The sequence below is a fragment of the Aquimarina sp. 433 genome (assembly GCF_054054605.1).
Genome location: NZ_JBSWZK010000006.1, coordinates 320,571 through 334,803, shown reverse-complemented (window position 1 = coordinate 334,803; position 14,233 = coordinate 320,571). Strand labels below are relative to the sequence as shown.

The 14,233-nt window shown below is 31.5% G+C and carries 15 protein-coding genes; 1 reads left to right on the top strand and 14 read right to left on the bottom strand.

Annotated features, from left to right (window positions below; all coding sequences use genetic code 11):
- The first annotated feature begins 66 nt into the window (after nucleotides 1–66).
- Nucleotides 67–930, top strand: a complete 864-nt coding sequence (locus ACWNT5_RS14665; protein ID WP_456517757.1) for an AraC family transcriptional regulator — start codon at nucleotides 67–69, stop codon at nucleotides 928–930.
- Here ACWNT5_RS14665 and ACWNT5_RS14660 read toward each other — a convergent pair.
- From ACWNT5_RS14660 to ACWNT5_RS14595, 14 genes are all read right to left on the bottom strand, one after another.
- Nucleotides 904–2,673, bottom strand: coding sequence for a MutS-related protein (locus ACWNT5_RS14660; RefSeq protein WP_456517756.1), 1,770 nt, complete (start codon nucleotides 2,671–2,673; stop codon nucleotides 904–906). The genes ACWNT5_RS14665 and ACWNT5_RS14660 overlap by 27 nt on opposite strands.
- A gap of 64 nt (nucleotides 2,674–2,737) precedes the next feature.
- Nucleotides 2,738–3,094, bottom strand: a complete 357-nt coding sequence (locus tag ACWNT5_RS14655) for an MmcQ/YjbR family DNA-binding protein (protein WP_299898121.1) — start codon at nucleotides 3,092–3,094, stop codon at nucleotides 2,738–2,740.
- Complete coding sequence (locus ACWNT5_RS14650; protein ID WP_299898122.1) at nucleotides 3,085–3,486, bottom strand: GNAT family N-acetyltransferase; 402 nt, start codon at nucleotides 3,484–3,486, stop codon at nucleotides 3,085–3,087. Before ACWNT5_RS14650 ends, ACWNT5_RS14655 begins: the two co-directional genes overlap by 10 nt.
- A gap of 6 nt (nucleotides 3,487–3,492) precedes the next feature.
- A complete protein-coding gene (locus ACWNT5_RS14645; protein WP_456517755.1) occupies nucleotides 3,493–4,107 on the bottom strand; it encodes a DUF4230 domain-containing protein in 615 nt (204 codons plus the stop codon).
- 1 nt (nucleotide 4,108) lies between these two features.
- On the bottom strand, nucleotides 4,109–4,465 hold the full coding sequence (locus ACWNT5_RS14640) for a DUF4260 domain-containing protein (RefSeq protein WP_456517771.1): 357 nt from the start codon (nucleotides 4,463–4,465) through the stop codon (nucleotides 4,109–4,111).
- Nucleotides 4,465–5,214, bottom strand: coding sequence for a cyclase family protein (locus tag ACWNT5_RS14635; RefSeq protein WP_456517754.1), 750 nt, complete (start codon nucleotides 5,212–5,214; stop codon nucleotides 4,465–4,467). The genes ACWNT5_RS14640 and ACWNT5_RS14635 overlap by 1 nt, the downstream gene beginning before the upstream one ends.
- Nucleotides 5,215–5,240: 26 nt before the next feature.
- Nucleotides 5,241–6,377, bottom strand: a complete 1,137-nt coding sequence (gene hemW / locus ACWNT5_RS14630; protein WP_456517753.1) for a radical SAM family heme chaperone HemW — start codon at nucleotides 6,375–6,377, stop codon at nucleotides 5,241–5,243.
- Nucleotides 6,378–6,382: 5 nt separating this feature from the next.
- Nucleotides 6,383–7,270: a hypothetical protein gene (locus ACWNT5_RS14625; RefSeq protein ID WP_456517752.1), complete on the bottom strand. Its 888-nt coding sequence runs from the start codon at nucleotides 7,268–7,270 to the stop codon at nucleotides 6,383–6,385.
- Nucleotides 7,271–7,350: 80 nt separating this feature from the next.
- On the bottom strand, nucleotides 7,351–7,908 hold the full coding sequence (gene ruvC / locus ACWNT5_RS14620; protein WP_299605495.1) for a crossover junction endodeoxyribonuclease RuvC: 558 nt from the start codon (nucleotides 7,906–7,908) through the stop codon (nucleotides 7,351–7,353).
- Between the two features lie 36 nt (nucleotides 7,909–7,944).
- Nucleotides 7,945–8,421: a hypothetical protein gene (locus ACWNT5_RS14615; protein WP_456517751.1), complete on the bottom strand. Its 477-nt coding sequence runs from the start codon at nucleotides 8,419–8,421 to the stop codon at nucleotides 7,945–7,947.
- 127 nt (nucleotides 8,422–8,548) lie between these two features.
- Nucleotides 8,549–9,733, bottom strand: a complete 1,185-nt coding sequence (locus ACWNT5_RS14610) for a tetratricopeptide repeat protein (protein ID WP_456517750.1) — start codon at nucleotides 9,731–9,733, stop codon at nucleotides 8,549–8,551.
- Nucleotides 9,720–10,091: a BlaI/MecI/CopY family transcriptional regulator gene (locus tag ACWNT5_RS14605; RefSeq protein ID WP_299605503.1), complete on the bottom strand. Its 372-nt coding sequence runs from the start codon at nucleotides 10,089–10,091 to the stop codon at nucleotides 9,720–9,722. The genes ACWNT5_RS14610 and ACWNT5_RS14605 overlap by 14 nt, the downstream gene beginning before the upstream one ends.
- A gap of 36 nt (nucleotides 10,092–10,127) precedes the next feature.
- Nucleotides 10,128–12,254 carry a peptidylprolyl isomerase gene (locus ACWNT5_RS14600; protein ID WP_456517749.1) on the bottom strand — a complete coding sequence of 709 codons (2,127 nt, stop codon included), beginning with the start codon at nucleotides 12,252–12,254 and terminating at the stop codon, nucleotides 10,128–10,130.
- Nucleotides 12,255–12,293: 39 nt separating this feature from the next.
- Nucleotides 12,294–14,174, bottom strand: a complete 1,881-nt coding sequence (locus ACWNT5_RS14595; protein WP_456517748.1) for a M56 family metallopeptidase — start codon at nucleotides 14,172–14,174, stop codon at nucleotides 12,294–12,296.
- Nucleotides 14,175–14,233: the final 59 nt, after the last annotated feature.

The following is a 14,233-nucleotide window of genomic DNA, read 5'->3' as shown; positions in this document are numbered from 1 at the left end:
CTATATTATCTTATATTATTGAAATTTACATTAATATGATTAATATTGGAATATATTTGTCTGTAAATGAAAGCCCTACCTTTTAAAATACCAAAATCTTCTACAGATACGTTGCTTATTCAGGAAGATAGGGGAATTGTGCTATATGATAAGCTGCATCAGCATGAAGAGATACAAATATCTATTATCATATCAGGGGAAGGTAGCTTAATTGTAGGAGATGCTATTACAGATTATAAGCCAAATGATATTTTGGTTTTTGGTAGTAATGTACCACATGTGCTAAAAAGCGCTTCTTCGGATGAAGAATCGTATATGATTTCACTTTTTTTTACTAGAGAATCTTTTGGTAAATCCTTTTTTGAACTCCCAGAGTTTGAAGATCTTTCGGATTTTTTTAGAAGTTCGGCATACGGAATTAGAGTACTTTCTAAAAAGCAGAAGCTTAAAAAACAGTTTCTGAGAATTTTGGAAAAAGAGAATCGTTTTGATCGTTTTACAGTGTTTTTAAAGATATTACAGTTGTTAAAAACGGCTCATACTCAAACGATATCCTCATTTATTTCTAAAAGGGTATATACTGATAATGAAGGGAAACGAATGGCAAAAGTTTTTAAAGCTGTGATGGATGAGTTTAGTAAAGACTTTTCCTTGAAAGAAGCAGCGGATCTTGCTAATATGACTCCCAATGCATTTTGTAGATATTTTAAAACCAGAACGAACAAAACGTTCTTTCAATTCTTGATAGAAGTTAGAATTGAAAATGTTTGTAAATTATTATCCAAAGAAAAAGAGATTACCATATCCCAAGCCTCTTATAGCAGTGGCTTTAAAAACTTATCCAATTTTAATAGAAAGTTTAAAGAAATAAAAGGTATTACTCCTTCTGCCTACAAAAGAAGACTAAACGATCCCCATTTTGTTCAATAGAAAGGAAGCATTCATATTTTGACAAATCCCATCTTTGAATTTATAGTCGAAAAATAGTTCATCATTTATAATTTGCGCATCGAAAAACCTGTTTTTTACAGAGTTCAATTCGGAAGCTATCTCACATAAACTTAAATCATGAGTAGCTATGATACCCGTGGCATTTGCTTTTACCAATCGTTCTACAAATTTTCTGGATCCCGCAGCTTTATCTTTGCTGTTAGTACCTTTTAGGATTTCGTCTAAAATGATAAAATATTCGTCTTTGTGTAAGGCATCTACAATTCTTTTAAGTTGCGTTAATTCTGAAAAGAAATATGAAGCATCATCACTTAACGAATCAGAAGTTCGCATACTTGTGATCAATTTAATTGGTCTATAGGAACAAGATTTTGCACATATGGGAAGTCCTATGTTAGACATCACAATCTGTAGCGCTACAGTTCTTAAAAAAGTACTTTTACCAGCCATATTAGCACCAGTGATAATGAAAAACTCTTCTTTATTAATAGTAATGTCATTATCAACTCGTTTAGAGGTTTTTAGCATTGGATGTCCTAATGCTTTAGCTTCAATGATGTTTCCCTCTTTTGTCAGTTTTGGATATACATAATCAGGATTATTAAAAGCAAAATTCCCTAAGGAGTTATAAGCGTCAAAAAATGCGATGACTTCAAACCATTGGTCTACCTTATGATGATGAGCAGCTATCCATTTTTCAATTCGATAGCATTGTATGATGTCCCAAAGAAAAAGACCATTTGCAAAAATTCCGAACATCATATTATTTCGTTGGTCAAAGGCATTTAGTATACTGGCAAACTGTTTTAGAATTAATGAAGCTTTTTCTTTTTCATTGATGACATTTTGCTGTTTTATTTGCAATAATTTCGATTCGAATTTACTTTTTTCTATAAGATCAACTAGTTTGTAATACTGTTCGAAGGTATCTTTTGCTTTGTTGGCATCATTATACAAATTGTTTATTTTTTTTAGTTGAGATCCTGTGATTCCTAGGCCAATAAAAAACCAAATGAGAAACATTTGAAACGTAATAACCTCTATGAAAAGTAACACCAGTAATATAACAGAGATTGTAGAAACAATAGCAGGAAGTACTTTCATTATTTTTGGAACAAAGGGTGTGTATTTTTGTAACCAAGACTGAATTTTGGATATGGATATAGAGACTTCAACCAAAGAGGCAATAGCTGTAAACTCTTGTCGCCAGGAAGCTAATTTAGAGAGGTTTTTAATAGCATCTTGCTTGTCTTTTATTTCTTTTATATTATTACTTTTTAGTAGCTCAGCAAGCATGTTTTTACCAGCTATGGTAGCAGTTCTATTAGTGTATTGAAAGAAAGACCGTTCTCCAAATAGATCAATGTCATGACTATACTCATGGGTAGCATCGATAAATTCTTTTCCTGCAGGAAGTTTGCTATAGTCGTTATTAAAAACGTCTAACTCTAGTTGATTCAGATCGATTAATTTTTGGAGTTTATTTTTGGTATAGGATAGGTTAGTATGACGATTTACCATAACAATAAAAATCACAATACCTACAATAATACTTCCCAGAATGATCTGCGTATTAGGATATCCAAAGTAGATTCCGGCTATAATCCCTAGAAAAACAAGAAGTCTAATGGTACTAGAAATAGCTAATTGTTTTTTTATCTTACTTAAAGAGTTGCTATGACTTTTTATTTGCGAGTCATAAAATTCGTGCGGTTTGTTCATTGTATGTGTAAAAAGAAAATGTTATAAGCCGAAAAGACTATGATATGGATTTTCTTTTTTTGTTTTAAAGGTTTTCTAATTCTTGTTTTGCTTTTTTGGTCAGTCCACTAACAACTAAGTCATAAGAGTGATCAATTAATTCGCATAACATATGAGTAGCTAAACTGCCAGAAAAGTTAACAGTATTCCAATGTTTTTTACTCATATGATATCCAGGTTCGATTTCTGGATGATATTCTCGGAGTTCTAAAGATTTATCGGGATCGCATTTTAGGTTTACGCTAAAGGGAAGTCTTTCCAATCCCGTTAAGGCAAACATTTTGCCCATTACCTTAAAAACCAGTGTATTTTCGTCAAAAGGAAATTCTTCTGTAACACCTTTTTTTGATAAGCAATATGCTCTAAAAGCTTCTATGTCCATTTTGTCATCATCAAATTAGGATCTGGTAATTCTTCAAATCCAAATTGTTTATATAATCCGTGCGCATCTTTAGTAGCAAGCATCCACCGATGTACTTTTTGGAGTTCAGAATGTTCTACGATCGTTTTGATCAGTTGTTTGGAATATCCATTACCTCTATAATTTTCAATAATAAATACATCCATAAGGTATGCAAAAACTGTATAATCTGTTAACAATCTAGCAAAACCAATCTGCTCACCATTTAGATAAACGCCAAAATTAAGACAATGTTCTATACTGTTTTGAACTTCTTCTTTGGTTCTTCCTTTTGACCAATAGGCATTCGTTAAAAATTGATGAATAAAATCAATATTTAGTTTTGAGTTATCCGTAGAGATTGTAATGCTCATTATTTTCTAGTTAAGAAGCTTTTGGTCTAACTCATGATTGAGTTCTAAAGCAGAATAATCTAATTTCCAACCTATAGACTCCGCAACGGTTTCCATAAGAGATATTACAGTTAATAATTCTTTTCCGGCAGCTTCTATCAATCCACTTTGAGGAATTTTATCTATAATAAATTGTTTTGCTTCCTGGTTAATATCGGTAAGATCATTAGAAGTCATAGGATTTAACCAACCTTCTTTCTTATCATAATATTTAAAATCCGTTTCAATAGTAAGTAATTTGGCTTGTGGAAATTGGGTTAAAATAATTTTTTTGTTTTTGGTATCGCTTTCTAATTTTATCTTGGAAAGATCGAATCCTACATGTGCTTTTGCATCAATTAGGATTAATGCCTTTTTCTTGCCTCTTATGATATTAAAGAATTTCTCTTTTACACTTTCGTAGTGGTATATTTCTGCAAAATCGCCTTCTACCGTAACAAGTTTGCAAACACTTCTTATCTTTTCCATAAGAATAGTGGATTGTGTTTGTACACTAGCTCTTTTTTTAACAGCACTAAATCTGGCAAAAATAAAATACGCCAAAATAGCACCTATTAATAATCCAATAAATAATAATTCCATATTAATTCTTTTTCCCAATCTCACCTAGATGGGTAAATTTAAATCCTTTTTCATATTTAAGACCATATCCTAGAATTCTGTCAAAGGCGGAATGAGAGAATAGGATAATTCCGCATAACAATAGGTATTCGTTGGATAGGTATACGCCAATCAGATAGATTACAATAGCTATGCCTTTATGATGGAATATATTGTATGAAAAAGTTCCCATTTTAGTATTGATAATATATCCTAACATTCCAATGTCAGGTACCAAAAATAAAGCCAAAAATAACCACCAAGAAAATGAGAGTAAACTAAAAAGGTATATGCCTAAAACAAGCATAGCCAGCTCTTCTAACTGCAAAGTGGTTTTCATCATGATTGTATTATTTTATATAAAACAGGTTTACTAGGAGAAGCATCATTTTCGAAAGATGCTATCTGAAGGTTAAGCATGTATGCTCCATCTTTTATTTGATCTTTTACAAAAACCATTTCTGTAATAGTTGCGTCTAATCGGGTGTCTTGAGGATAATTCCAAAAAGCTTTGTGCGCCAATAATTTCCCGTCATCTTTTTCCTTATCTACAGATGGTAGATCAATCAAAAGATGTTTGATTCCTTGTTCTCTTATAAATTGTGCTGCTTCTTCTAATAAATACGCCCAATTGGTGTAAGAATACTGTTTGTTGCATTTACTTGCATGATTAGGGGTTGTTCGTATAATAAGTGCTTCTGGTTTTGAAAGCAATGCTTTTTTGATTTGTTCTTTTGTTATTACAAAATCATCGTCGTTAATTTCTGGGTCAATCGTAATAAGTTCAGCCGTAAAAAAGAATTGTTTTAAAGTTTGATTAATGCTATGGAATTCAGGAGTGATATGTCCAACACATTCTGTATGTGTTCCATGTCCATGAGGATTAAAGTATATATTATTAAAGTTAGTAGAAGCTCCTTCAGAAACTTTTCCAACCCAATCACCATCTTTTACAGGTTCTATTTTTGGAGCAGGGATATACCAGGCATTTACGTTATCTTCCGTAGCTCTCAATGAGATGGAGATATCCAATGGTTTAGATAAATCAATTTGATAAGAAGTCTTCTGGTATTGAATGGTTGTGATCATGAAAATGTGTTCCTCTATCTTCTGAGTTAGCCTAAATTTAATAAGAAAAGATCACTTGCAATCCCATCGCTTAAAAACTTTCCTTTTTTAGTAACTGATAGCGTGTCATTATCCAAAAACAATAAATGTTCTTCTATATGTTTTTTAGCTTGTTTTAGTAAGTATTCTTTAAAGGTAATTCCAAAAGTATTTTCCACTTTTTCAAGAGAAACACCCCAAATTGTTCGTAATCCTGTCATTACGTATTCATTGTACTTGTCGGTAGTGGTTAGCTTTTCTACTTCTCTAGGAAGCTCATTTTCTTGCAGCGCTTTGATATATTTTGTGTTGTTATTAATATTCCAACTTCGTTCATTACCATTATACGAATGCGCTGATGGACCGATACCTAAATAATGCTTTCCTTGCCAATATGCGGTATTATTTTTACTAAAATATCCTGGTTTTCCAAAATTAGAAAATTCATAATATTCAAATCCTGCTTGCTCCATCGTATCTACTAAGATGTCAAAGTGCTCTTGAGCAAGTTCATCTTCTACGGGTGCAATAATGCCTTTTTCTACGAATGAAGCCAAAGCTGTCTTGGGTTCTACTGTTAGTGCATAGCTAGAAATATGAGGTGCATCGGTGTCTAATGCTATTTTTAGGTTTTCTTTCCATCTATCGGCTGACATTCCTGGTATTCCATAAATTAAATCAATAGAAAAGTTATCAAAATATTCCTTAGCTAGAGATATACTCTTACTAGCTTCATTGGCATTGTGCGCTCGATTCATAAGTTTCAAATCTTCATCAAAAAAAGATTGGATACCGATACTTAGTCGATTTACTTCTGTACTGGCAATGGCTTTTACGTAGGATTCTGTAAGATCATCTGGATTTGCTTCTACGGTTATTTCTACATCATCTGATACTAGATAATTTTCGTAGATAGTATCTATGATAAATTTCAAAGCAGGAACAGTAAGAATACTTGGTGTTCCTCCTCCAAAATATATCGTTTCAATAACTTGGTGATCGTCAATTTCTGATCTTCTTAGTTTAATCTCGTTGCACAAAGCAAACACCATTTGATCCTTCTTTTTAGTAGAAGTTGAGAAATGGAAATCGCAATAATGGCAAGCTTGTTTGCAAAAAGGAATATGGATGTATATACCAGACAATTGTTTTAGAAAAATGTAAAATTAAACCTTCCTTCTGTAATATTTACGGTTTGACCATTAGCTGTTGCGGTACATTCAAATGAACCCTTAAGAAGCCCCAAAGAAGTTGGTGTGCTTGGAGTGTACACTTCAATAATTAATGTTCCAGATGTTTCATAATCGATAAACTCTCCAAACTCTTCTGTAAAAGGATCAAATGTACTATAACTTACACTTGTAGCTTGATCATTAGAAGTGAAATTATATGTTCCTGCTGTTGTAGTTACTTTGTTAAAATTAATATTTATAGATGCTATACCATCACTATCACCGCTATATGAGATTAAGTTACTATCAATACCAGTAGATGTAGCATGTTTCATACTTTGAAATAGTTCTCCGTTAATTTTTGCATCGATAAATGTATCTTGATCTGGCGATATGGCCGTTGGGTTTTCAACAAACTTAATATTAATTGATGATTGAGTAATCTCGACAGTAGAAGAAGGAGAAAACACATCTAAATCATTTTCGTATAGAGTGCCTTCAAAAGAGATATTTATAATTTTATTATTTTCATCTATAGATATGTTCTGAACGATAAATGTCTCTGAAGGATTGTAATAGGAAGAAGAAAAATCTAAACCATTATCGAAGTCATCATAATCTACTCTATCTAGAACTCCATTTTCATTAATTCGCATGTAAAAACTTTTTCCGTCATCTGCATCTCCTAAGATTTCGATATTGTCGAAAGTTCTTAAAGCTTGCCAAGTCGTTATAGGTATAGTTTCTGAATCTACAGTTAAATTAAATGATTCTGTTAAAGATAAAGTAGCGTCGGAATCATCAGATCCACAACTCATAAAAGATAATAAGACTATTATCAATGTTACATGTAAAATTCTTTTCATAATTAGATTTAGGTTTTTAAAATTTTGATTTACAAATATATATAGTAGTGCAGGATATTTTGTAATGAAAAAGGGGAAAATTACTTTTTAACTCGCTTTTCGTTCTGTTTCACAAAAGCAGCCCAACCGCTATAGCTTTTCCCTACGATATCTGCTCTTCCCATATTATAAAAATGACAAACGGCAGCTGCCAATCCATCGGTAGAGTCTAAATTTTTAGGAAGTGTTTTGATTTTTAGAAGGTTTTGAAGCATCTTAGCTACTTGTTCCTTACTGGCATTACCATTACCAGTAATTGCCATTTTTATTTTTTTTGGGGAGTATTCGGTTATAGGTACCTCTCTACTTAATCCAGCTGCCATAGCAACTCCTTGTGCACGTCCTAGTTTTAACATGGATTGTACATTTTTTCCAAAAAATGGCGCTTCGATGGCTATTTCGTCGGGATGATATGTATCAATAAGCTCTACTGTTCTTTCAAAAATAAGTTTCAACTTTAAATAATGGTCATCATATTTACCAAGCTGTAGCTCATTTAATTGTAAAAAGGACATTTTTTTATTGATAATTTTTATCAATCCAAATCCCATAATGGTAGTTCCAGGATCAATACCTAGTATGATTTTTTCGTTTTCCAAGAAATTCTCGTTTCTACAAAACTAAGCAATAGCTTATTAATTCATATGAATAACTAGTGGTAATTTGTATCTAGAGGTAACTGGAGTACTTCGTACAATAGCGGGGTCTGCTTTTGGCAACGTTTTGATGCTTTTTATAAGAATTTCTTTAAAGTTTGGGATTTGTTCTGTGATTAATTCTGGTATCGTAAATTCTTCTAAATTGATTTTGCCTCTTTTATCGACTAGTAATGGTATCCATATGGTATCATTTATGGATGTTGTTACTGAAATTTTAGTATCAGCTATTTCGGACTTTATATGATTGATAATAGTTTGATGAAAACAATCATCTATTTCTTCGGGTTCATTGATACAAGTTTCAAAAAGAGGAGGTTTATCTACTTGGTTTTTGTCAATTTCACCCCATTTTTCTCTAAAAACGTCCTCTTGATTTTCTTTTTTTACCAATAATTTATCACAGGAAAATGATAAGAAGATGAAAACATATATGTAGTATACCCTTTTAATCATTCATTAATTTTATGAGGTGTAAAAATACAAGATGTGTATATAAAGCTCCTAAAATTAAAGTTTTTTATTAAAAGATCGTTGCTTAAGCATTTCTATTGCCTGAAAATGAATAGTCCAGATGGAATGGTTAGTTTTCCACTACAGCTTTTTCAGAAGCTTGAATTTCTTTTTCGAGTTGGGTAATTCTTTTATTGACCACAAATCCATAGAAGTTTCTGGCGTCTTTAGTTTCCCCAAATTTTTTCATAAATACATTATAGTATTCTAATTTTACTTTTGGGTCTTTGTAATAAGCATCTGCAAAGGTGGCTAGCTGATATTGGGCTTTTATGAATTCTGGATTTTCTTTAAGGGCTAGTTTTACATATTTAATCGCTTCTTCCCAATTTTCTAAATGGCGATGACTCATCGCAACATTAAAAAATTCTTGTTCTACAGGAAGATTTTTTAATAGTAGTGCTTTTGTATTATTAGCTAATGCTTCATTATACATATTTAATCTGGTGTAGGCTTCAGCCATTCTGGTATATCTAAGAGGCACTTGATCATTATATTTCAGAGCTTCCTGATATTGGATTATCGCTAACTTATAATCATAATTTTTATGATAGCATAGCGCTAAAGAAGCATGTACATACTCATTACCATGATTTAATGAGATTAGTTTCTTAAAATATGGGATTGCTTCATAATAATGCTTCCTCAAAAGATAATTTTGTCCTAAAATATTGATCAATTCAGGATTTTCTGAATAAGAGGATAATCCTTTATTGGCGATATCTTCGACTTTATTATAATTTCTCTTTTTAAGAAAGTGTTTTGCTACTTCGAAACAGCTTTTTTGGTGTGTACTATCTAGTTTAAAAGCTTCTTTAAAATAAACAATCGCGGTACTATCTTTTTGTTTTTTCTTTACAGAACCTAATTGATAATAAAAATTTGGGTTATCAGGATATTGGGTAACTAAACCGGCATATACACTATCAGCTTTTTTATACTTTCTGGTAGTGGTTAATAGTTTAGCATATTCCAGTTTTGCTGATAATAATTCCGTATCTATTTGAAGTACTTTTTCATAATAAGTTAAAGCATCATTATAGGTTCCTTTTGCTTTATGTGCTTTGGCAATTTTTAGTAAGATGTAGTCATCTTTTGGTTCGATATTCTGATATGCTTTTATAGCTTCGGTATAATTACCAATTGTATATAGACTATCCGCTGCCTTTAATGAACTCTTTTGAGCTTTAGCAATGGTAAAAGCAAGTAGCGTAACAATAAAGATGTAATATTTAATATCTCTACGAAGCGTCATGATCTTCTTTGTTGATTTCTTTTAGAATGGTTTCTAAATCTTTGATATTCATATCATTCTTTTTAACAAAAAATGAGACCATATTTCTAAAAGAACCATTGAAGTAATTATTCATCAACTTGTTTAATGATTGATTACTGTATTCTTCTTTTTTAACCAAAGGGAAATAGATATATCCTTTTCCTTCTTTTCGATGAGATACAAATTCTTTGTTTTCTAAAATTCTAATAATTGTAGAAATAGTATTATATGCAGGTTTAGGCTCTGGCATGCATTCGATAATGGCCGCTACATTTCCTTCTCCAAGTTGCCATAAAAGCTGCATTACTTCTTCCTCTGCTTTTGTTAATTGTTTCATCTGTCTTTTATAAGGGTATTGTGTTTTGTTAATTTATTATTGAATTTTTAGGATATATAAATCGCCTTCGTATTTTCCGTCATAATCGGAATGTAACATTACTTTGGCTTCATCGAGCGTATCATATCTATCTAGATATACATATAGATAAGTATCCTTAGGGTTTTTAAACCATTTTGGGTCAAGCCCCATCTTTTTAAGTTTTGCCATTCCCTTTTCAAAGTAAGGTTTACGTTTAAAAATTCCCGTTACTAAATAATATCCTTTTTCTACTTCATTGTTTTCGTCATTAGAAAGATTTTCGGTTAGGACAGTATCTTCGTTGATATTGTTTTTAATTATTGCTTTTTTTTTATCCTTTTGATCAACTTCGGTTCCAATTTGAAATACGATAGGTAATGAGTATAACACATTTACTTTTTCACCTTTATGTTCTCCAGGAATCATTTTAGGTAAAGAGCTAATAACTCTATTCGCTTCTTCTTCTACTTCGATAGCTGGACCTCTAGATTCTACTTCTACAACATTTCCTGAAGTATCTATTTTAAATCTAACATAAACGCGGTTTATACCCTTTAAACCAAGGTTTTCTGGGATGTTCATATCGAAATGTTTATTTACATATTTTTTGATTTCGTCAGACACACATTTCTTTACCTCTTCATTACTGGCCAAGTCCTTGCAATTTTGAGTAGCTGGTACTTTTTCTACTACGGCAAAAGGAATGTTTTGTTCTCTGATAATTAAAATATGTCTAACATCTACACCATCAGTTTTAATTTTTTCTACGGTAAGGAGATGCCAACCAAAAGGAGTTCTAAACGGCTCGGAGATTTCGCCTTCTTGTAGGCTAAATGCTACTTGTTTAAAGCTTTCATGAAATGGAGTGTCTTTTTGTACAAAATAGAACCCGCCATTTCCTTTGGATCCTGGATCCTGTGAGTATAATACTGCTCTACTAGCGAAACTTTTGTTATGAATCGTTATATCTTCTTTTATTTCTAAAAGTCGGTTCACAATTTTTTGATCTACCTCCGACAAAGAATCCTTAGCGATAGTTGTAGTAGCTTTTTTTGCTTTTGTTTCTTCTCTATTAATTACAGGAAGTGTTTTAGATTCTTCCTCTATTTTAGAGTCTTCGGTTTCAGAAGGCACAATAATTTCTTTTACAGGAACTTCATTGGCGATTTGGACTTCGTCTGTAGTATCTGTATTAGAAAATGAGTTAGTGATTTCCTGAATTTCATCGGTAATTTTTTCTGAAGAAATATTTGCTAAGGCAACCGCTTTTTGTGAAAAAGCAGTAAAAGTAAGCATTACCACTAGTAATGGTACTATAGCCAAATACTTGAATTTAGCTTTTGATTTTGATTTCGTTTTTTGAAGCATGATGATTCTTTTTTTAAGTAATGTATGATTGAAGAAATTATTTGCAAATTGTACGTTTTTCGTTTCAAAGTTTGCATTGAGCAACTGCTCATAATATTGTCTTTTTCCTAGTAATTTAATCGCAGAAGCATCAGAGATATACTCGTGTAAAGTGATAATTCGAGAATGATAGATGTATAATAAAGGATTAAACCAGAAAATGATTTTAATTATCTCAAACCAAAGAAGGTCTAAGGTGTGTTTTTGTTTTAGATGAACAATTTCATGAATTAAGATCTGATCTTTTTCATTTTTCGATAATTCGCTACCGATATAGATAGTATTCCAGAATGTAAATGCATCTTTGCTATTGGGCAATATCCTAATAGGAAAGGTATTAAATGTTCCCTTGGTTGATTTTTTATTTAAAGAATATATAATGAAATTTTTTCTGATAAATAAAAACAAGGTGATCGCAATTCCTATAATGTAAATAACCAACCACCAGTTGATATTCAGCGGAGCAGTAGCAACGGTATTTGTTGTTTCTACAACTGTATTTTTAATAGGTTGCGCTCCACCAATAAACACAGTCGGTAAATTCACCACATAATCATCGGGTATGGTTTCCTGAATACTTTTTACCTTAATAAAAGGAAGCATTAAGGAAAGAAGTGAAGACACTAAAAGATATACTCGATTAACTGTAAAAAAGGTGTCTTTTTTATGAAATAAATCATACGCTATTAAAAATATTAGCTGAAATAATATAGTTTGAATAATGTATTGTAACATATCTTTTAAGTTTAATTCTTTCCAGTTATTCTAAGATATTTATTTTATTTGGTCTAAGACATCTAATGTAATAGCATAAGACGGAACATTAATACCACTTGGTGATTTAACAATGTTGAAATCTAATTTTTCTTTCCCACTTTCTTCTACTATTTTATTATCAAAAGAAAGTTTACAATTTCCGTCTGTATTCGTTTTTTTAAGATCAGTACCATAAACAATTTCCAAATTATAGGTAGCCTCTGGAATATTGCGAACATAATGCTGAGCATCTTTAGGTAGATGTATTGTTCTTACACTTTCTAAAGTTTCTAGATTAACAATATCTACAATGACCTCAGAATTTTTTCCATTTGTTATTTTTAAATAATTATCTAGTTTCATGTTAAATTTAGAGGCATCACTATTAGCACAGTTAGGCTCTGCCTTTTCTTTCGAAATTCGGGTAGGAATAGCAATGTCATTTTTTTCTGCAGTTTTTTCCTTCGCCATTTTTTGAGCTATATCCATTGCTTTTTTTTGTGCAGCTTCTTGCTTAGCACTAGCGATTTCGTCAGATGTACTGTGATCATGGTTTTCTCTTAATTCTTCTGGGAGTAAATCCAAGGATAATGAATATGATGGTACATTTTTGCCTTGGTCTGTTATAATGGTGGCGAAATCTAATATATCTTCTCCAGTTTCAAATAAGATCTCTTTTTGAAAACTACCATTGCAGATTCCATCGGTTTGTTTTTCTATGTAATTTTCTCCATAAGTAACATCTAATCTATATATACCTTCAGGAATGTTTCTTACATAGTGTGTTTGATTTTTGTAGATTACAGCAGTCCTAACAATCTCATTTGTTTCTAATAAGATAAGTTTAGTAATAATATCCGCATTTTTACCATTTTCAATTTTTAAGTAATTATCTAATTTATAGTCATATTTAGATCCTTTATTAAGGCAAGCAGGTTGATTGCTAACAGCTTTTTTATCATTATTAAAGGAAACCTCTGTTACTGGAATAGTCTTCGGTTCGTTTGACTCATTAATAGAAGAGCCATCCTTACAAGAGGTGTAGGTAAGTATCCCTGTTAGTACAGGGATTAAAAGCAGGTACTTAAATTTGGCAATAGATTTTGATTGGGACTTTTGTAACATAAATATTCGTTTTTTGATTAATGATTGATTGAAAAACTGATTAATGAATGTGATTTTCTCTGTTTGAAAAGCAGAATTTAATAATTGTTCTATATAGTTTTTTTGGTTTACTTTATGAATGGTAATGGCATCTGCAATGTATTCATGTAACAGTGTAATTCTTGCCTGATAGATATATACCAAAGGATTCCACCATAATAAGATTTTTAGGAGCTCGATTCCTATTTGATCAATAGTATGTTTGTGATTTACATGAACAAGTTCATGTGATATAATATGTTGTTTTTCTTCCTCGGTTAGAGAATCTCCAATGAAAATTGTATTCCAAAAAGAAAACGCGTGCATACTATTTGGAAGAATTACTATTTTCTGATTAAATGATTTGGATATGTGTGATACGTTTCTAAGGATATGAAGCTTGTGAAACTTCAATAGCAGATTTATAAAGCTTAGCAAAACTCCTGCTAAATATGTCACTATCCACCAATTTATTTGTATTCCATTTGTACCAGCATCTGTTCTGGTTACATTGGTATTAAAGATTATTTTTTCGGTAGGAACAATGATGGAAAGCTCGATATTAGTAACAACAATTTCCGTAGAACTAGAAGTCAAAAAGTCTAGTTCTATAAATGGAAGTATTAATGATAAAAATGGAGTGACAATTAGGTATAAACGATTCCAATTAAAAAAGGTGTCCTTTTTATGAAAAACGTCATAAACCAAAAGGAATAATGATTGAAAAATAAGGATTTGAAGTAGGTAGTGGAGCATATTTTTTCTTTTACATAAACATTGTTATCGTGTCAATCCAGAGCCTACTACATTGTATT